Here is a 22,114-nt window from a genome sequence, read left to right as displayed (position 1 = left end):
CCCAAAAACGAGGGATTGATGAGAGAGCTGAAGCTTGTGCGAAGCGCAACCGGTTGGTTGCGCAAGCTTGGGCTTGCATTAGGAGCAGTTTTAGCATCAGCATGCCTTACTCTCCTAGCTCTGTCCGGCGCGAAAGCTAATCAAGATCTTGGCTGGAATTCGGATGTGGACTTTGCCGCCAACCTGTCAGGTACAAGTAACGGCACAATTCTTGGTTTATCGTCGGCGGGAAACATTCTCCAACCGACTGGCACCAATCCCTACAGTGTTCAACTCTGGGTGAACCCAGGCGCCGGAGCTCAAACCGCTGTAGAGCAAATACTCGTGAACATGGAACATAAGTTCGCAATCCAGAACGTTAGTGGGACCTGGAGATATTGGGTTGGCACAGGAACTGCATGGGACGTCCAAGTAAACACTGGAGTCGCGGTGCTTCCAAATCGATGGACCCACGTTTCCTTGGTCATGACAGCCACTAATACGTTGTTCTACGTCGACGGAGCGCTCGTTCATTCAAGAGGTTCCCGAACAGACTCAGGTGTTAATCAAGCCAACAAGTACTTTGCAATTGGCAGCTGGGCTCGAGGCACTACTAATCAAAACTGGCTGTTTAGCGGCCAAGTCGATGAAGTCAAGGTTTGGCAGTCAGACCGCAGCTCTTCTGTCGCTTCTGACATGCATTCCCGGCAAGCACCCAGCACAGGCACCGGAGTTTACTGGGATTTCAACGAAGGAACAGGCACTACGGTCTTTGATCGAGTCGGCGCGGTTGATTTAGCTGCAACACAAATTGTCTACTCCGACGTTAAGCAGGTGAGGGCTCTAGCTGGCGGTGGCACAGCTGTAACCTTCCCCCGAACCTACCTTCCCGGCTCAGGGGGCTGGCTTGTTCCACAAGGTGTAAGACAGCTTCAAGTACTGGTGATTGGTGCTGGTGGTGGTGGAGGACCAGATAATGGCTCTGGTGGTGGTGGTGGTGAAATGCGTGCCAGCGTCAGCCAGTCAGTGACTCCTGGGGGATCAGTAGCGGTTCAAGTTGGGCAGGGTGGCAGGGCTGGATCATGGCTTCGCCCATTCAACGCAACAACGGGAGAATCATCCTCGGTTCTCGGCGCAGGTATGGATTATTTGGCTCAGGGTGGTACGGGCGGCGGAGGCTTCGGGGCACTCTCTTCACCGGGTGGCTCAGGGGGCCGAGGTGGCGTTGGATTCAGCGGTGGGCCGGGTGGACAGGCGGATGACTTTTGCCGACCGAACACAGGGCGCGCGGCTACTGCGGGTTCTGATGGCCCAAGTTCTTCTATTGGAGCTGACTCTGCCAGAGCATTTGGCGGCGGAGGAGGTGGCGGAACTGGATATGACACAGTCAACCAAGGAAACAGCGCGTGGGGATCCGCGGGTGGTGCTGGGGGCGGTGGCCGGGGAAACAACTACAAACTGAATCATGATGGTTCGGCCAGAAATGGAGCTTCGGCTGGTCAAGAGGGAGCTGCTAACACCGGTGGTGGTGGTGGTGGTGGCTCTGCGTGTAATGCGTTTAGCACCAACAGTGCCGATAACGGAATTTTCCAGAGAACTGACGGTGGAAGTGGCGGATCTGGAATCATAATCTTCAGTTACCAGCCCAGTAATGACAACGCCTGGAAGAAAACTGGCTTGGCATTCAACTACGCGTATACGAACTCGACCGCAATCATTCCAACCGCAACAAACGGCACTTGGACTTTTGAAGCTTGGGTCAAACCGGAGGGCTTGAGCTCAAGTACGGGCTGGACTGGACTGTTCTCGCAGATGGATGACACGGATTCCTCTACTTCCCGCTACTCAATTTGGTTCGATGGACTCGCTTTTCACCTAACTAGCCCAAATGAAGCAAAGACAATTGACGTATCAATCAGGAGTGGTGTCTGGACGCACGTTGCATGGGCGATGCCAGCGTCAGGCAACTCATCGCTCTTTATCGATGGCAACCTAGCCTGGACTGGATCACTAGCCCGAACTAGTGCTGCAGGAACATATTTCACACTCGGAGGCACTCGCCAAAATACCAACCAGGAGTTCCCAGGGGAGATTGATCAGGTTAAGGTCTGGAATGGAGCCCTCAGTGCGGCCCAAGTTCAAGCGTCAATGTATGGATATTCCACCGCGGGAATAACCTCACCAACTCTTCGAGCTCATTACGATTTCAACGAATTTTCCAGCACTGCCTTGATGGACCGGTCTGGCAATGGAAATACTCTCATTTACAATCAGGCCGTCTCAGGAAGTTACGCTGAGACAGACCTAACCTCGTCAGGAATCGTTCAAACATCGGTCGCACACGGATCGCAAACCGTTTTGCGATTCATGAGGTCGTACCTCACAAGCGCTGGAGGTTGGACGCCGCCTGCAGTGTCAACCCGGTATAAGGCACTCATAGTTGCTGGCGGCGGCGGTGGTGGAGACTCTGCTGCAAACACCACAGGTGGTGGTGGTGGCTCTGGTGCGATTTTTTACACCGACAATTTGACCCTATCGTCGACCGTTGCAATCCAAGTTGGCATGGGAGGGCGCGGCTCATGCTCCACCTGTGTCGGTGGCGACGGTGGCGACTCGACCATCGGCCCACTTCTGGTTGGCGGCGGAGGTGGTGGCCAGGGTGTTAGTGCCGCATCAGCTGCAAATCCAGGACGAGGTGGATCAACCTATTTGGTCGGTGGAAACGGAGGAGGTGCGAAGGGCGATGTAGCACGAACCTCTGGAGCGGGAGGAGCCTACTCTGCATCTGGAATAGTTTTCGGTGGCAGGACGTTCCTTGGCTATCAGGGCCTCTCGGCTCCGAACTCGCTCGGCGCCGGCACTGGTTCACTTGGTTCTGCGTTGCCAGTCCAGAGACGAACCTTCAATCTCTCGGGAGCCCAGGAAGTCTTTTCTAAGCAAGCAACTTTCCGTTCGTGGACCGACGTATCCAATACCGACCGTCCGCAAACGACTGGATCTGGTGGTGCAACCAACTACGGCTATGGGACAGACTCGGAGACTCGAGGAGGAGATGGCGCAGCAGGTGTCGTCATTCTTTCCTATGGCGATTACTTGCAAGTTACGCGATCTCCGGCCGTTGTGCGAGCGGGCTCCATGCTCAAGGATTCAATCAGACTGCAGGCCTTTAGTGCAGTTGGCGTCACCTCCAGCTCGACTGCAAGTGTGACGGTCACTGCATCGTCTAACGTACTCACGTTGAACGGCGTGCTCCTAACTCAGTCTCACTCCGTAACACCCGTAAACGGCGTTTACGACTTTGCTGGACTCGGGCTCTCTTCGGCTGCAACGGGAGTGGTGACACTCACCTTCACATCTGATGCGTTCGTCGGAACCACGCTGGACCTAACTGTCGGGTTTACTCCTTCGGCTATCGACATCACATCGGCAGGACCTACAACTGGAGCCTTTGCACTTGGGGAGTTCATCTCGAGCACCTCTGGGACGGCGACAATAAAGGCCTCAGATCTATCGACATATTTATCAGCATCCAATACAGTCGTCTCAACTAGCGGTCTAATTTCCGTCCAGGCTTCTGTTTCCGGAACCATAGGGTCATTGACGCTTTTGGGTAATCAGGTCGCATTTTCTAATGACGCAGGCATCGTCTTGAGCTCGGTTTCGGCTCGAATCCTGCTCAAGGCGTCGGATTCCATAAATTTCAACAATGGAACTAGCTCAATCGCAAGGTCGCTTATCCAGACGAACAACGGCGACATAATCCTTTGGTCGGATGCTGACAATTCAGGTGTTGGCAAGATCTACCTGGGCTCGTATGTGGTCCTCAATTCAGCAAATGGCAGAGTCACATCTGGCCAGTCTGGCGGCGGCCGCATAACGATTGGCGGCAGCTATGGAAACACCGGAGTGGATTCCGGAGGGCATCCTCTTGGAGCCGTTGCCATGAATTCGACGACTGAGTACGCGCTTGTATTCCAGAGCAACTCTCAGATTTGGTCCGGTGGCGGAGACATCGCCATCCGAGTCAAGTCAAATGCTAGTTATGACGCCTTCCATCACAATTCGAGCTCTATCGTCAACTCCGGCACCGGCAAGATCTACCTGAATGCTGTGTCACAGAATGCCCAGAACGGGTACCGAAACCAGGGCGGAAGCTGGGAGTCGGCTGCCACCGTCTCTCCAGCCATCGAGATTTATACCCAAACCAGTGCCACATCCAATGAGGCATTTGAGCAGACAGACACCCAGAACCTAACCATGGTCTCTACCGGCCAGGTAGATGTTGGAATTTCAATTTCCGCGATCACTGGGGCAACCAACACATCGGGCATGCTATTGACCGACGTCACTAACTTGCTGTCTGCAGCAGGCGACATAAACATTTTCTCAAACGGTTATCTCAACTGGGCAACTGCCGATGCTAGATGGATTGGATCCAAGAGCGGCTCAAGCGTTCCAACCTCGAGTGCAGACATTAACATCAGCACGAGTGCCTTGCTGGACACCACGGCAAATGCCTCATCGCTGATTTCAACCTCAGGAAGAGTTCGGGTTACGCCAGCAAACGTTAATTTCGAAGCCGATTCAACTTTGAATTTTGATGTTTTTGCCTCTTCTGTTGAAATTGGAAACTACCTTGCCGTCAACACATCATCGAAGAATTTCAAGATCGCCAGAGACTTGAACAGTGTTGATCCCATCACCGTGTCGGCATTCGCCGTGACGGTCGATGTGGGGGCGGACCTCTATGCTTCGGGCGCCAACAGCCCAATCACCTTGAAGGCAAGAGGTTGGATTGACGTTGTCAACAACACCACTACGAATGTGCAAGGTACCGATGCTAGCTTCAGCACTATCCAGACCAATAACGGCGACATAATTTTCTGGGCGGATTCTGACGCCAACCAGCAGGGTCTGATTTGGATTGCTCACAACACCCGCATCAACTCTGCCAACGGCGTTTACTCATACGGTCCCTTGACCGGCGGCGGCGATATCATCATGGCTGGCGGAGCAGACGATGGATCCGGCCGCCCTGCAGGACAAGCTTGGGATACGGGCCAGAGGAGCCAATCTGCAACTAACACTGACCTCGCGGTCGGTCTCGGAAAGTTCGTTGACATCTTCACCGGAGGTGGAGATTGGGTGGTTCGCGCAAGTAAAAAGGTCGCAGGAGGTCATTCGGCCTTCAACTTCCAGAGCCAAGGTGAATTCGTAACTGGTGTCGGTCAAATCTTGGTTGAGGCTGCAGTAACTGGCAGTGGAGACGTAGAAGCTTTTGAATTCTTCACTGATCAAGAAACCGAGGCCGGAGCGCTCTTTTCCTCCCAAGCAACATCGACGCCTGCAATTTCAATTTCAGCCAGGATTAGCGGTACCGGAACCCAGGCTGTTCGCATTTACACGAAGAATTCCAGCAACCCGACAACGATTCAGTCGCTGGCCGATGCTGGCGGTGGAGTGTCAATTACCTCAAACTTGGGTTCAACTTCCACCAACACCGGAACTTGGTTAGCTGCTGTGAACGTCTTGTCGAAGACTGGAGCGGTTACATTTAGCTCGAACGCTGTCGTTAGTTTTACAAATGAAAACTTCACCCAGCACTGGGGCGAACGCGCTGGCACGAGCGTATCCAGCTCCGTGGCCGGCATAAACGTAATCGCCAACGGTGTGATTGGAAACCAAAGGTCAGCTGCGTTTAGTACTTCTGGCGCGGTGGCGGTTTTGCCTTTTGGATCTAACTTCGGAGCCAACATCAATTGGTGGCCACTGGTTAACGCTGGCAGCTTTACCCTGGGAGTCGATTCTGGTTACGCGACCGCCGTTCACGACATAATCCTTTACAACTCAGTAACCTCCAATGGCGCACTCCGAGTCTTTGGACGAAGCATTGACCTCGACTCTGGATACGACTTGATGACAACGGGAGTCGGGTCTGGTGTAACCCTAAAAGCGGCTGACTTTATTGAGGTCACGGACGGTAGCAGCAACACTCTGGAAACTGGTATCTCCAGGCTTCAAACCAATCGCGGAGACCTCACCATTTGGTCAGATGCAGACAGCAACGGTGCTGGTGACGTAAAGATCGGATGGTACGCCAAGCTAAATACTGCAAACGGAGTCGAAGACAAAACTGCCGTCTCCGGTGGCGGAGACATCTTCATTGCAGGTGGAGCTGACTCCAATCTAGATGGGCGACCAGACGGTTATGCACGCGGGCGTTCAGGCGCAACCTGGGCAATCTTTCTACTTCCCCACTTGGAGATCTATTCGGGTGGCGGAGACATAGTCATGCGAGGCCGAAGCAATTCGAGCTACGGTTTGCTCGCCTACCCGGTAACAGAGATATTTAGCGGTACGGGTTCGATAGATCTAACGGGTGAAACTACTGCGGATGGTAGAGGTTTCGCTTTTATTGACTATGACCTTGACACTAACTTCAACGACTTTATAACCATCGTTTCTCATGCCTCCAGCTCACCCGCGGTTCGAATTTCTGGCGTCTCTGCTGGAGCCACCCACGAGGGATTGCGACTTTATGGATCAGGAGGATCCAATTTAATTACGGTTGCTTCGGCTGCTACCACTGGTGGAGGTGTCGAGCTAATAGCTCGCCAGACAGGTGCTGGCGCATACAGCATGTACCTTCGAAGGATAAATCTTCTTTCGGCGGCAGGCGATATAACCGTAGATGGCGGCGGAAAGATCACTTCTCTGGACCTCGCAACCTCTGAAAAAAATCGTAATTTTGGAAGTGTCGCGGGTAATGCTTACGTCCCAACCTCGAGTGCGAACATCACCTTTATCTCGGACAACTTTGGATTTAGCGCAGATACGTCTAACTATCGTCTCTCGGGTGATGTTAAGTTCCTGCCTTACACCAATAACTACTTTGCTGATCTTTGGGGTAACGGATACCAGATTTTCAAGCAAACATTGGTAGGCCCAAGAAGCCTGACCATCGGAAAGCCGCCTCTGGCAGGCGACATCAATCGCGACCTCTACATCAGAAACAATCAATCGCTTAGCGGCGAAATCAAAATCTACGCGGGAAACATTATTGTGGGCGATGGTGCGGAGGCTGGCGACCTGAGCGCAGGGTCAACAGTCTCATTGGTCGCAAGGGCTGACCTGCGACTCTATGAGGACATCACGACCCAGGGCGGGAACATATGGATTCAATCGCGCGCTAATGATGCAGTTGAGGGTGGTGTCCTGATCAACTCCGCCAACTTCAGAAGCAACGGCGGTGACATCCTCATTTCAGGCGGATCAAGCCCTCTAACGAGCTATGCGATTGGAACTTCAGAGTCAACTCAGTACTTAGGTGTATCGCTAGACCTGGGATCCACACTTAACTCAGGAACAGGAAATATAACGATTCGAGGTTCTCAGGGGCCAGACAACGATCCTGACGACGGAGTTGGTGCCTACCTTTCAGATGCGCAGATCTCGGCAACCTCTGGAAACATTCGCGTTTATGGCCGCCTCGCCGATCAGCCCATAGGTGGAGCCATCGACGAGGAGCACTCTGGAATTCTCACCTACGGTGCGATTATCACCACAACCACGGGCGACATCGAGCTCATAGGTGACGGAAGGGCAGTAACTGGGAACAAGGACGAAAAGCGCGGGGTGTTCCTGTGGCCCGCGACCATCACGTCTACCGATGGAGACATCACTATCTCGGGTGAGGTGAATTCAAGCGCTGCGGATTCGCATGACCAACAAATTTGGTACAGCGGTGCCAACGGGTCAGTAATTCGTTCTACCAACGGTGCAGTCTCGCTTCTCGGAAAGGGATCATCCAGAGTTTGGACGGCCACGACAACACTCCAAGCAGGGAGCGAGTTGCTCATTCAGGATGACACTCCTCAGTTTGACTCCACCACCTGGACCGGCTCGGCAAGGGTGACGGTGCAATCAAGTGCAAGCGCATTTGTCACAGTTCCAACATCATTGGGGCAGGTAACAGCGCACTCCGGATTGTCGGCTCTGACTCTTGGAAGGTCAACCGAGACGGGAACGTGGACCATCAACAAGGCTTTCAGCATCAACGGCCCTGTGCTAGTTCACGGCGGGTCTATTGAAATTCAACAGGATTTGACTTCTTCCTCAACCTCAGCATCCATCACCCTCAAGTCAAGAGGGAACATTCTCACCTCTGCAAGCGTCGACTTCAGTACCCAAAATGGCGACGTCACCTTCTGGTCTGACACTGACAACAATGGCGCTGGTTCCATTCGCTTTGGGGCATCCAACACGATTCAAACTCGCGGTGGCAAGCTCACCATTGCTGGAGGCTTGGATGATGGCGGAGCTGGGTCTGGGATATCAGGTAGAAGCGCGAATGACGGCTACCCGGACGGCTACGCCGTTGACACGAGCAACACCCAAAACCGAGCAGGCGTAGAACTTCAGACGGGCAGAAGCTTCGTCACTTCCGGTGGAGATGTTTTCATCGCAGCCAGCGGTGGCGGCAATGCAGCTGACCGATACGGCATGTTCTCAGCACAGGGTGTCACGAATGCGGGAAGTGGGCGAATAGCCGTTTGGGCAACGCTGCGACCTCTAACGAGTGGTGACTATAACTACGCTTGGTTCGCGGCTTATGACACAACCAATCAATGGAGTTACGTTCAAGGGGGATCCGATCAGTGGATCTCCTCGGCAACCAACACTGATGCGATCACCATCAATGTCAATAGTTCCAATGGCTCGGGGCAATTTAGTTCAGCTCTGAACGCTGAACTACCTGTTGCTTCAAGCGGATACGCTCCTGGCTTCCGAGTTGCTGCAACTGGGGTCGGTGGGGAGGTCAATATCTCTGCCGTTGGAGGAACCAATAACGGAGTTCGCAACGACGGAATGGGTGCTCCTATCCACTTGCAGTACTCAGAGATTTTGTCGCGCGATGGACGCATCACAATAGAGTCCACTCTCTCGGCAACTGCACCGACCCATGCTGGAATATCTCTCGGAGATACTGCAGGTGACAACAGTGATGCAACTTGGAATGCAAGTGACCGCGTCTACTTGGGAGCTTCTCCGGTTTCGAACTCGCCGATTACCACCAGCTCCGCCCAGATCGTGCTTCGATCAAACTCGATTGATTTTTCTGACGGCGTCTCTGATGTTCGAAAGGTAATCGTCTCAACCTCGGGCACATTGACACTAGAGCCCCTAACCACATCATTCCGATCCGAACTGACGACTCGAGGTCTAGATCCTCGCGTTGGAAACCTAGTCATCGCAAAATCCGGAAATAGCTCAACAGTCACAATTCACGCCAGCCACCCGGTCAGCATCTCAGGAACCACGACAGTCTTCGCAGGAAACTTCAACCAGGCTGGGTCGGTCACATCGAGTGCGGGGGTAGTTGTGAACTCCGATGACATTGCAATCGGCGCATCGCTAAGTTCTAGAGATGGAAGCGTGACTATCAGGCCTCAAACTCTCAATCGGCCGATTGACCTGGGAACAAATGCATCAAATCGACTAGGTCTTGTTCAGTCAGAGCTCTCGTTCATTGAAACCCCAAGGTTGCGCTTCGGTTCAGCTACAACAGGTGACATCTTTGTGACCCAAAACGTCTCGGTTGCTGCGTCTCAGGTGACATCCGTTCGACTTTCTACGCCAGGTTCTGTTACTTCAACGGGTTCGATACTCACAGCACAAAACCTTGCCATTGACGCCGGTGGCGGAGTAAACCTTCCAGGCTCCAACTCGGTGTCTGGAGCTGTCGCAATCTCTGCATCGAGCATGGTTACCTACTCCTCTGCAGTCTCTTACTCACCGCTTGCAGTTGACGGTGTTTCTCCAGTTTTTGGTGTTGGAACCGCAATCTCTCAAACCAATAGCCCAACCACGGAGGAAGCTAACGAGTTCTTGGCAGTTGCATTCAACCCACCGCCTAGGTTTGCCATTACGGATACCTACTCCAAGGTGCTGGATGCTAACAACCGACTCGCATACAGCTATTCCGTAACCGCAACCGTGGCTTCAGGTTCGGGAACCTTAACCGGCCTGAGCACCACAACCAGAGTTGGTGGACTTATCTCATTCAGTGACCTAAAGGTCACAACCGGTGTCGGCGTCTACGCCTTCACTGTTTCAGCAACCGTTGACAACACAACTCTTCAGACTCGCTCCGTCGACTACAACGTAATGGCGGGTGAACCAGGACAGCTCGTTGTCGTTGCAAATACCGCATCTTCAGTAGTCGGGCAGACCGGCCTGCACTTCACTGTCACCGTCAAAGACGCCTATGGCAACGCAATCACAGCAGGCGATCACAAGAACATCACAGTGTCGGCCAGCGTATCTGGCACGACCGCAACCATAGTTTCGGGCGACAAGGTCAAGGCAAACGACTCTGGTGTTGCCACCTTCAATTCCCTAGTCATAGCTGCGTCTACCTCGGATACTGTGACCGTCTCTTTCGCGGTCACCTACACCGCGCTCACAAGTGAAACCAGGACTGTTACTTCTTCGGGCACTCTGATCACTCTGACCCCCGGTGCCCCGACTCAGCTAGCAATATCCAGTGACGCGCAGACTCAAGCGAACCGCAGCACTCTTAGCCAAGTAGTGGTTCGACTTCTCGATGCCTACGGAAACCAGTCACTAAACCGAACCGGAACTATATCCGCGGTTATCGGTTCTGGTTCGGGTGCATCGTTGATCGGCACTACAAACTCACCGGTTGCGACCGGTTCAAATGTTGCAGCAGTCTCGACATTCTCTAACCTTGCGCTGCGCGGAACAGTTGGCACTTTCCGACTTGATTTCAGCTATTCATCAGTCGGAGTTGCTTCGGTCTCTCACACGGTGACCTTGACCCCGGGTGCTGCAACAAGGCTGGCACTTGATACCGCAGCAGCGGGAGCTAGAGCCGGCATCGCATTTACAACTCAGCCTCGACTCAGTCTCCGTGATGCCGATGACAACGTGGTGCCTGGTGCGGCTTCGGTATCGGCGACGATGATCTCACCGACCCTGTCTGGTACCACAACGGTTCCAATTGAAGCTGGCTTTGCCACCTATAGCGACTTGGCCTATGCGAACACGGCGACAACTAGAACCTTGAGCTACCGAGTTACCGCTCCCGCCGGACTCACTGCGCTCTCAACTTCACAAGCCCTAACCTTGACCGCTGGTTTGCCATACCAACTTGTATGGGCGACCACAGCTGCAAACAAGATTGCCGGTGAAGACCAGAACCCGCAGCGAATAGATCTGAAAGACGAGTGGGGCAACCTGACATCACAGTCAGCTTCTGTGTCAATTCAAGTTCAGAGAGTATCTAGCACTGACTCCTCGCAAGTCTTGGCCAGCTCAACAGTGACAATCTCTCCGCAGGCATCATCAGTTTCGCTGTCCGTAGAGACGGTCAGGGTTACCGCAGTTGGTAGCTACAAATACAAAGCAGTGACTGCGGGATTGCAAGAGGCACTAAGCAACACATTCGTAATCACAAACGGCGCAACCGCCAAGCTGCGGATCTTGCAGGACATGCCTTCTTCAGTTCGCTCCGGAATGACTTTCAGTCCGGTGGTCCGACTCGAAGCTCTGGATGCTTATAACAACCCAGTTCTGAACAAGGATTTGTCGATCAGCGCGACCGTGATATCTGGTTCTGCAATTTCTCTTGTTGGCACCAGCGTTGCAATGGTGAGCGGAAGTTCAATTATCGAATTCCCGGATCTCGCAGTTGAGGCCTTGGCATCGAATCTGCGCCTGAAGTTTGCCGTCACCACTATCTACACAAATGTTTCGGTTTCAAGCCAGGTCTTTGCTGTTACTTTTGGAGAGGCCTCAAGGTTGACCGTCAGCCCGACAGCTATTTCGGTTGCCAACCGAGCAACACTCAATCAACTGTCCGTCAACGTGCTTGACTCTGCGGGCAACTTAGTTGGCGATGCAAATACCAATGTGGTTGCTTCTCTGACTGGCGCATCGCTGAATGGCACCACATCCGTATATGCCTCGTCTGGTATCGCCAACTTCAGTTCGCTTTCGATTTCTGGAACCGTTGGCGGATACACCATTAGCTTCACCGCAACAGGACTGGCTTCGGCGACAACCTCAATTACATTGACTCACGGTGTCGCAGCCTTTGTGGACCTAACGGTCTCAGCAACGGCCAAGAACGCTCAGAACTTAGCTACTCAACCAGTGGTGAAGATTCTGGATGCTGATGGCAACCTTGTTACCTCTGGTGAGGAGTCTGACCAGACAATTGAGCTAATCGTGAGCCCTGGCACCTTGACTGGTACCACAGCAATCTCTGCCAGTGGCGGTATTGCTACCTTCTCCGGAGTTGCACTTCAGGGAACAATCGGAAGCCACACCCTCACAGGCCGCATCTATCTGCCTTCTCAACTCTCTGACAACGAGACCATCACTCTCGGATTTGGCGATGCCACCAAGTTGACCTTGGAAACTCAGGGTGCTGGAGCAGCCAGCGGAATTGCTCTCACCACTCAACCGATTTTGAAGCTTCGAGATAGTTCCAACAACATCGTGACGGGTGTAGCCCACAATGTTGTCGCGGCCCTTAGCCCTGCGGCATCACTGTCAGGAACAACTGTTGCTGTGGATACCTCGACAGGTATTGCTACCTTCACGGCGCTATCTATTTCTGGAACCGTAGGTAGCTACTCGATTAGCTACTCCATCGAAGGAGCCAGTAGTTCTGCAGTTGCGAGCGTGAGCCAAGAGATCGAACTTACTCACGGCGTTGCTACTAACCTCAGAGTTATCTCGCAGCCAACAAGTGGAATTGCTGGAGCGACGCTTTCAGCATTGGTTGTCGAAGTTATTGACTCAAGAGGTAACCGAGTAACTACCGGTCCAACTTCATCTAAGTCCATCACAATCACAAATGCTGCTGAGGGCGCGGTATTTGGAACCAAATCGGTATCACTCAGCTCGGGCGTTGCAACATTTGACAATCTAGCGCTGGAAAAAGCCAATCCAAATCAGCGTCTCAACTTCACCGTGACCGGTTTTGTGTCTTGGTTCACAACCAACTTCAATGTAACGGCAGGTAGCGCATCCGAATTGGTGATCTCCTCAGGGCAGCCGGTCAACAAGAAGGCCGGTGATAACCAGAGCTCTGTAATGTACATCCGTCTTGAGGATGGTTTGGGCAACATTGCAACTGCGCAAAGCAACATCACGGTCATAGTTCAGGCAGTCTCTTCAAGCGACACCGCCTATGTGTCCAAGTCAGTCAAGACGTCGACAATAAACGCTGGTGGAACATTCATAAGCCTCACCGGGGCAGAGCTCAGAATCGACAAGGTCGGAAGCTACAAGATCAAAGCAACCGCGTCGGGTCTCGACGCCGCGCTTTCGGATACCTTCGTCATCAGCAACGCCCAAGCAAGCAAGTTGGTTGTTGTTCAAAACGTAGCATCCAGCATTCGTTCCAAAATGACCTTCAGCCCTGCCGTCCGCCTGCAGGTCCAGGACCAGTTCAATAACCCAGTTGTTGACTCAGTGACTACCGTCTCGACCACCATCGTGTCTGGTTCGGCTAATGCCATCACGGGATCCACCGCGTCCAACATTCTTGGTGATTCCTTCATTGAGCTACCGGACCTCGCGGTTGAAGGTTCTGCTGGTACCAAGCGACTGCGCTTCTCAGCTACTAGTAACTCTGCTGGAGCAAGCATCACGTTTGTCGAGTCGCAGAACTTTGCCCTCACATTTGGAGAGCCAGTGCGCCTATCCGCAAGCGCGACGGCAGTCTCGGTTGCCAACCGAACCACAATTACTGACATAGTGCTCTCGGTTCTCGACAGTGCGGGAAACACAGTTACGGACAGCTCAGCTCAGATTCAGGCGACCATCTCGGGCATTGCACTCTCTGGCACTGAAACTCGTTATGCAAGCTCGGGTCAGATTAACTTCACTGGACTATCGCTAGCGGGAAGCATTGGAACCTACGACCTTGGTTTCACCTCGACCGGCCTAACCGGGGCAACCGTCTCGGTGACGGTCGCACACGGTGCAGCGGACTACCTAACCCTGACAAAACCCGCGGCTGCAAAAAACCACATTTCACTTGGCGCAGATGCAGTTGTGGTGAAGATTTTTGACGCTGATGGAAACTTGGTAACTTCCGGCGGGCAATCAACCCAAACCGTTCAACTCAGTTCTTTGGGTGCTGTCAGCTCCGGAACCACTGCCGTCTCTGCGTCTGCAGGTGTTGCTACCTTCAGCAATGTCGTGCTCACAGGCCTTGTTGGCACCAAGACCTTGAGCGCAACCATCCAGCTGCCGTCACAGATTTCTGTTTCCGGAGCTATTGAACTGGAGCCTGGAAACCCTTACCGTCTGGAGTTGACCCAGGCTGCGGATGGATTTAGTAACAGAGTGGTCTTCGGGACCGCGCCTATTGTGACCGTGGAAGACGTCTCGGGTAACACGGTTCCGACCCCAGGCATGGACATCCGAATCAAGGTCGCAACTGTCTCCATTTCTGGTTCGGTCACTGCCTCTGCTCAAACCGGTGTTGCGACCTTCGCATCCAACCTTGTGCTTCGAGGAACTGCCGGATCTCACACACTTATATATGAGGCTGAGGGCACATCTTCATCCGGAGTTATCTCGGCTTCTCAAGTCATCACACTCAACCACGGAGCTGCTTCGCAGCTCGTAGTTACCACCTCAGTTTCCGACGCACTTTCAGGTGTGGACTTTGGAACTCAGCCGATTGTCGAACTGCGCGACCCAGAAGGCAACCGAGTCTCAACCTCGAACCAGGCAACTGCAACCGTCGAGGTCAGCTATTCGGGCGCGGTCTGGGATGCCCAGACCAAGCAGGGCGTGACTCTCACCGGAACAAGGGCCATCTCGCTATCAGCAGGTATTGGTGAGTTCTCTGCGCTTCGACTATCGGGTGTGGCCGGAAGCTACAACCTCGACTTCAGTTTCACTGATCAACCGAGCATTTCAATAAGTTCTGCAGTCACACTCGAGCCGGGCAATGCAACAGGTATCAGTGTTGTTCAGGGTCCGCAGAATGTAGTTGCCGGTGAGTTGTTTGCTCAGTCGGTGAGCGCCGAGATTATTGACGACTACTACAACCGAGTAACAAGAGTCACCGCCTCTGCGACCCTGGTTGCAAATCTAAAGAGCGCTACCAACTCTGCACTGATTTCCACCTCAGCTGAGTTCACTGCTCAAAACGGTTTGGTGGTCTTCAACGGTTTGACCTTCGAATCAGCAGGTTCAAGGTTCATACAATTTGCCTCAGGCCCCGGCTCGTCTTTGCCAAACCTAAACGCCAGTACCAGCACAACATTTGTCATCACTCACGCTGCACCAAATGCCTTGCAGTGGACCACACTGCCTGCAGCTTCGGTGGCTAACGATGCAGTGATAGCCGGTCAGGGTTCGGCATATCCGCAGCTGAAGGCACTGGATAGATTCGGCAACTTGGTCGATACCGGCACCGTCAGCTTCGTAGCTGAAGTGACGTCCACCCCAGCGCCACAGTCGTTCACTGGGGTCAGTGTTGATGGAGTTTCTGGAGTAGGCACCTTCCAGAACCTCATGCTCAGGGCAACGGTCGGTAATTACACCATCAGGTTCAAGGCCAACACTGACACCAATGCCAACTACTTCGCATCGATTTCTCACACCATCGAGGTCCTGCACGGTATTCCAACCCAGGTGGTTGCAACCACGCACCCAAGTGCTGTTCGTGCCGGAGTTAACTTTGCTACCCAGCCAGTGATTGAGATTCGGGACTCCGCTGGCAACCGAGTAAGCAGCAGCAACGCCGTGGTTACCTTGACTGCCACCGGTGCTGACCTGACCGGTCAAACTCAGTCCACTGCTGTGAACGGCATTGCCAGCTTCACGTCGGCCCAGCTCTCTGGATCAATCTCGGGCGCGGTAACCCTGAACTACGCGATTACCTACCAGTCTCAAACCATCTCTACCTCAGAGAGCGTGAACCTGACCCCTGGTCTTGCCGACTACATGGTGCTTGATTGGACGGCTGCAGATATTCAAACCAGGGCCGCTATTTCACCTGCGCCGATAGTTCGTCTTTATGACGAGTTTGGAAACTTGGTCACCCTCGATAACGCAACTCAGGTCACCGCCAAGCTCTATCGCCTAGGTTCTCTGGTCACCACGTCCAACCAGGTATTCACCGCATCCGCTGGTGTGGTGGATTTCACCGGTCTGACTTTTATCGCCACACCGAACCAGGGTTACTCACTGCAGTTTGAGAGCACTGGACTCAGCGATGTCAGCTCATCGGCAATCACGGTATTGCCGGGTCCTGTCGATCGAGTTGAGATAGTCGAGCAGCCTGGCACTGGTGCTGGCGTTACTCAAACTCGAACCGGAAACGCACTAACAAACCAGCCAAGAGTCAAGTTGGTTGACTTCGATGGCAACGTCGTCACCACGGTGAATTCGGGCTCAGTCACTGCGGCAATTGCATCTGGTGTTGATGGTCAGGTAACAACTGCATCTGTGAGCGTTAGCGCTGGTATTGCTCAGTTCACCGATTTGGGGCTGATCGGTAAGGTTGCAACCCCAACTCAGTCGGCTGAGATCTATCGACTCGAATTCAGCTACAACGGCATTACCTCATCGCCATCGGCACAGCTGACCTTGAAGCACAACGTAGCTCACAAGATTGTTCAGATTCAGGATGCCGTTGGTGGCCCTGCCGGTCTCGACTTCCTAACGCAACCAAAGGTCAAGGTTGTCGACGGTTTCGGTAACACAGTATTTGATGATGCACGAATCACAATCCTTGCTGTCCCAGAGGTTGCTTCCGGCACTGGAGGTGTCAGCGTTGCTGGCAACAATGAAGCTCAGACTGATGCTTCGGGTGTCGCAACCTTTGACATGGGCCTTGCTGGCTCAACGGGTAACACCTATAAGTTGGTTTTCAAGGATGACCAAGAGGCGCTGATTCCCGCAAGTCAAAGCGGCATAGTGATCACCTACGGACAGGCTCGACAGCTGTTCATCTCCAGGGCAGCTTCGGCAACGGACTCAAACTCGGTTCGCTCTATGACCGGAGAAGCGCTCAAGGTCCAGCCGGTGATCGAGGTGCACGATGACTGGGGTAACCGAGTTCTGAACTCAAACCACACGATTACGGTTTCACTATCAAGCACAGTGCGCGGCGCTCGCGACTATCTGAAGGGCTATACCGTTTCTGCTGTGGCTGGTGTGGCAACCTTCTCTAACCTTGCAATGATTGTGCTGCCAGAAACCAGCTACCAACTCACCTACAAGTTCACCGGTAACTCGACAGCGCTCACCCAACCCACGGCTGTTTGGGTTACTCACGCACTCGCCGAATACATCACTATCGAACGTCAGCCCCAGGGTGGCAATAAGACTGGAAACTCATTGAGCCTGTCGCCTGTCGTAACCGTCCGCGACTTTGATGGCAACCCGACCACGACTATCACCGGTCAAACCATCTCGGCCACTATCACCCAGGGCGCAGGTTCAATCGCTGCAAACGGGCAGGCGAGTTTGGTTGGCGGAGTTGCAACCTTCTCCAACTTGACTATCGTCGCGCTTCCGGGTGAGAACCAAAGACTTACCTTCACACTCGACGGCTACCAAAACTCTGCTTCCCAAGCGGTTACCTCAGTGGCATCAAACGAGATCTCCGTTACCTTCAACGATCCCCACCAGCTGGCTGTGATTCAGCAGCCGAGCGCTAACGCCGTGACTGCTGAACTACTGGGTACCCAGCCAAAGGTTGTGGTTCAAGACCAATACGGCAACACAGTCTCTGACTTTGTCGGCAGCGTTTGGGTTGAAGCACAAAATGGCTCACGATTGGTTGATGGTTCTGACAACACCATCCCATCTATTTCCGCACAAGTTTCCGGTGGAGTTGCGACCTTCGTCAGCCTGCGTATCGAAGGTGAGGCAAACCAGCACTACTCACTCACCTTCAACTCGGGAGCCCTGACCAGCACTACATCAAACCCGGTTACGCTCACCCACACCTCGGCCTACAGCCTTCGAATTGTGACCCAGCCGGTTGGTGCTATCACGGGTCAGTTGCTGGCGAACCAACCTTCGGTTGAGATCCTCGACCGCTTTGGCAACGTCACTGACACCGACAACGCCTCTCAGGTTTCCGTGTCGGTGTTCTCTGGTCCGAATAGACCAGGTGGCAGTGCCGCACAAATTTCTGGTTCAACCACAGTAACCGTTCAAAACGGTTTGGCTACCTTCTCAGGTTTGAAGTTCACAGGATTGGTGAATGCCGACTATGTCTTCAGGTTCGCAAGTGGGGCCATCACGACCAATTCGAATGTGGTTCGGGTCACCAGCGCGGGTGCAGACAGTTTTGTTTGGGTGCAGCTCCCTCAAGTCGATAAAACTGGAGAGCTGATGCCAACCCCAGCGGTGTTGAAGGTGTTGGACTTTGATGGCAACCTAGCCGTGTCAAGCTCGGACAGCGTCACCGTGACAGTTACCGGCGGCGGCTACATTGAATCTGGAACTACAAGCCAGATTGTCAATGGCTACGTCACATTCTCCAGCCTGATCCTGGTTGCACCGCCAAGTGTTTCGCAACAGCTGACCTTCACCGCAACTACCGGTCAGGGCAGTTTCTCGATCAATACCCCGTATAACTTGCAGGTTCGTCACACTGATGCCAGTGAGCTCAGAGTGAACCGCTCACCAAACCAGGTTGGACAGCAGGGTGCTGCATTTACGACCCAGCCAAGGATTTACCTATACGACCGCTACGGCAACAAGGCGATCTATGACAACTCAACGGTTGTGACTGCGACCATCGCTTCAGGTTCCGGGGGAGCGGTATCTGGTTCTGCAAGCGTGACGGCTAACGCCGGTGAAGCCAACTTCAGCTCTCTTGCACTGACCGGTTCACCAGGTGTCGCCTACACACTCAAGTATTCGGTTGGCTCAAGTTATGAGGTAGTCGATAGCACAGCTTTGCGACTATTCAAGACTGCTGCCATTCAGGTCAGCTACCCAACCGTGAACTTCAGTTTGAGTGCAACGGTCGCGCCGACGGTCGCGGTCACTGACTCAACCGAGAATCCACTCGTCTTCACTTCAACCACCACTCAGTACTGCACGGTCAACGGATCGACCGGAGTTGCAACCATTGTTGAAGCTGGCACCTGTGTGATCAGGGTTTCCGTTGCCGACGGCACCTATTACAAGCAGAACGTGCTTGATGTGAACCTGGTGATTCTGAAGGCGACTCAGACCACGCTTCTGATGACCAGCCCTAACTTTGTTGACTATGGTCAGGTGCTGACCCTGACACATTCAGGTGGATCCTCAACCGCAACACCTGAATACTTTGCCTCCGGAACCTGTAGGGCATTTGGTAACCAGTTGATGATGTTTGGCGATGCCACTGAGGACACCACCGCCAGCTGTACCGTTCGTGTAATCCAAGATGGAGATCAGAACTTCGAGCCAGCGTTATCTGCGGGTCAGCGCATCACGGTTCGCAAGATCGCTCAGGCTGCACTAACGATCGGTAACTCGCGCGAGACCTCGGTTGGCGATTTAGAGCTATTCACAATTGGTGGCTCAGGTCCTGGAACAGTCAGCTACCAGGTTTCCTCCGGAGTCGGAACTGCCACCTGTTCGATTGTTGATGGCAACAAGCTTCGAGCAACGACAAATGGCTGGTGTGAGGTTGGCGCTCAAAAGAATGCGTCAACGAACTACAACACTGCATCAAGCCCAGTAGCAATCTTTACCTTCTCTAAGCAGGTCCAGGTTGTTACCTTCACCTCCGCTGTTCCAGGTATGTTGCTCCCGGGACAGAGCTACCAGCTAGCCGCGTCGGCTTCTTCAGGACTGAGTGTTAGCTTCGCTATCACCCGTGGGCTTGAGGTGCAGGCATCGGCGCAAACCAGTTACTCGCCCGCGATATGTAGCCTCTCTCAGAGCACGGTAACCATGCTGGGAACCGGCACCTGTGAGATCACAGCGACCCAAGCCGGTAACGCGCAATTCGCGGCTGCGACTGCGAAGTTGATCTTGACTGTCGGTCAGCTCAACCAGGTGATTAGCTTCCCGCAGCCAGATGACATGGTCTACGGAACTCCAACCTCAAGGCTCACTGCCCAAGCCTCATCTGGTCTACCGGTTCGCTACACCGTATCTGCTGGCGTGACTGCGTGTACCGTGACGACCGATGGTCTACTAACTCTGACCTCAGCTGGTGACTGCTCCGTCGTTGCTTCTCAGCCGGGTGATGGTCGCTATGCAGCGGCTGCCCCAGTCACCCGTTTCTTCAAAGTGACCCCAGACCAGGCATCTTCGCCTGCACTTCTATCCGCAGCGGTTGGTAACCAGTGGTTCACGGTTGGATTCACCCAACCTAGCTACACGGGTGGTTCGAGCATCATCGGCTACCGACTTGAGGTGACGGATGTTGCATCGGGCGATCGCTATGTGAACTCAGCTTGTAGCACGAGTGCACCATTGAGCTGTACCATGGTAGGTATTCCAAATGGTCGCAATTACACCGCTCGTGTTGCTGCGATAACTGCGGCTGGTATCGGTCGCTACTCAAGCGCGACGGCTGCACTAACTCCGACCAACGCAGAGATTTCAGTCACACAGCTGCAGGCTGGCATATCAGGTGCAAACCTGGTCATGGAGTGGACCCCACCCGCTGCAGTTTCGGGTAACTTCCTGCGCTATGACGTTTACGTCTGGCCTCAGGGTTCAACCCCACCGCAGACTCCAACCCAAGCTGTGACAACTCAAAGCGCCACCACAACTGCAGTTGACGTCACCTCCATGAGTTCTTCAGGCACGATTAGCCAAATCGTCAACCAAGTTCAGCCGGTGTTTGTAAACGCCTTCCAGGTGAGATCGAGAGTCGTTGTTTTCGGTGCTGTGAACCAGGGTCCAATGGGCTTTATCCGTCTCGCCTCTTCTCAGTCACAGGTTGCAACCGCATCGAACCTGGTGGGTTACGAGATTCGCGTCGTGACCGTCACCGATGAGCACTCAACCTCGCAAACCATCAACACGGCGATGGGTGTGAAGCTTGGCCTGTCAACCCCGGAAGCTCCAACACAGTTGACCCTTGATACCACCGACCCGACCAAGATCATCGCAAGTTGGGGTGCTCCAAACTTCGATGGTGGTTTCCCCATCGATGACTACGAGGTGAGGGCAAACGGCCAGGTGATCTGTGCCAACATCCAAATTCGCATGTGTGAGATTTCACCGCTGACGGACTCAACTCTCTACCGGATTGAGGTCAGGGCTAGGAGCGCTGCAGGATTCGGAGCAATTGCATCTGCTCAGCACACCACCCCGACCCCACCTGCGGTTTCGTTGAACTCAGGTACAGAGCTTTTGGTTCGCCTGCCAGCCATGCAGAACTTCATTCCAAAGCTGGTTCGCCCAGGGCAGGTCGTCGAGGTTGGTGGTACCAAGCTGAACGCAATCAACGAGCTGAGACTTGGCGGCGTAAAGGTTGACTTCACTGCGGTAAGTGCTACCGAACTACGTTTCAGGGTTCCACTTGGTACGCAGCCTGGCACCTACAACATTGAGCACTTCTCCGAATTCGGCAAGGTGACAGTCATCGACGCCATCACGGTAATTACAGGTTCGCTCACCGAGAGCCCCATTACTGAAAGCCCGTCCACCGACAGCCCAGATACCGATCAAACCGAATCACCTGAGACCGGTAACACCGAATCACCAGAGGTACCAAACGATGGCAACGGTTCCTCGGATAACGGATCCTCAAATGGCGGTTCGGACAGCAGTGATTCTGGTAACAATCGCCCTGAGGACTCGGGCAATGATTCTGGTTCAGGGTCGGATAATCCTGGTGGCGACTCGGCTGACGGTGATGGTTCCGAGCCCGAGGTCGAGCCCGGTGATGAGACGCAATCTGAAGTCGCACTCCCCGCAGGCAGAGCCGAGCCAACTTTGATGCTGTGGTGGTTACTGATCGCTCTCTTGATTGCGGGTGCAAGCCTGTGGTTACTCTCGAGAAATAGGGGAGATCGTCCATAGCGGAACATTTTTGAAGTGAGTTTCAAAAGTGACCTCTGAAAATGTTCGGTTATCCGAATACGCCATTTTTCCCTGTCAGCTTGCAAGG

At 53.6% G+C, this 22,114-nt stretch carries 1 protein-coding gene; it reads left to right on the top strand.

The features are described from left to right. Nucleotides 1-18: 18 nt before the first annotated feature. Nucleotides 19-22,026 (top strand): LamG-like jellyroll fold domain-containing protein, encoded by a 22,008-nt coding sequence (locus OO713_RS05965; protein ID WP_264785247.1) that lies wholly within the window; start codon nucleotides 19-21, stop codon nucleotides 22,024-22,026. Nucleotides 22,027-22,114 lie beyond the last annotated feature (88 nt).

Source organism: Aquiluna sp. KACHI24 (genome assembly GCF_025997915.1).
In the GTDB taxonomy this organism is placed as follows: Bacteria; Actinomycetota; Actinomycetes; order Actinomycetales; family Microbacteriaceae; genus Aquiluna.
This window is presented reverse-complemented; position numbering and strand designations above follow the sequence as displayed.

Coding starts and splice junctions, on each gene's coding strand:
- OO713_RS05965 (WP_264785247.1), top strand. CDS start 19: ATGAGAGAGCTGAAGCTTGTGCGAAGCGCAACCGGTTGGTTGCGCAAG.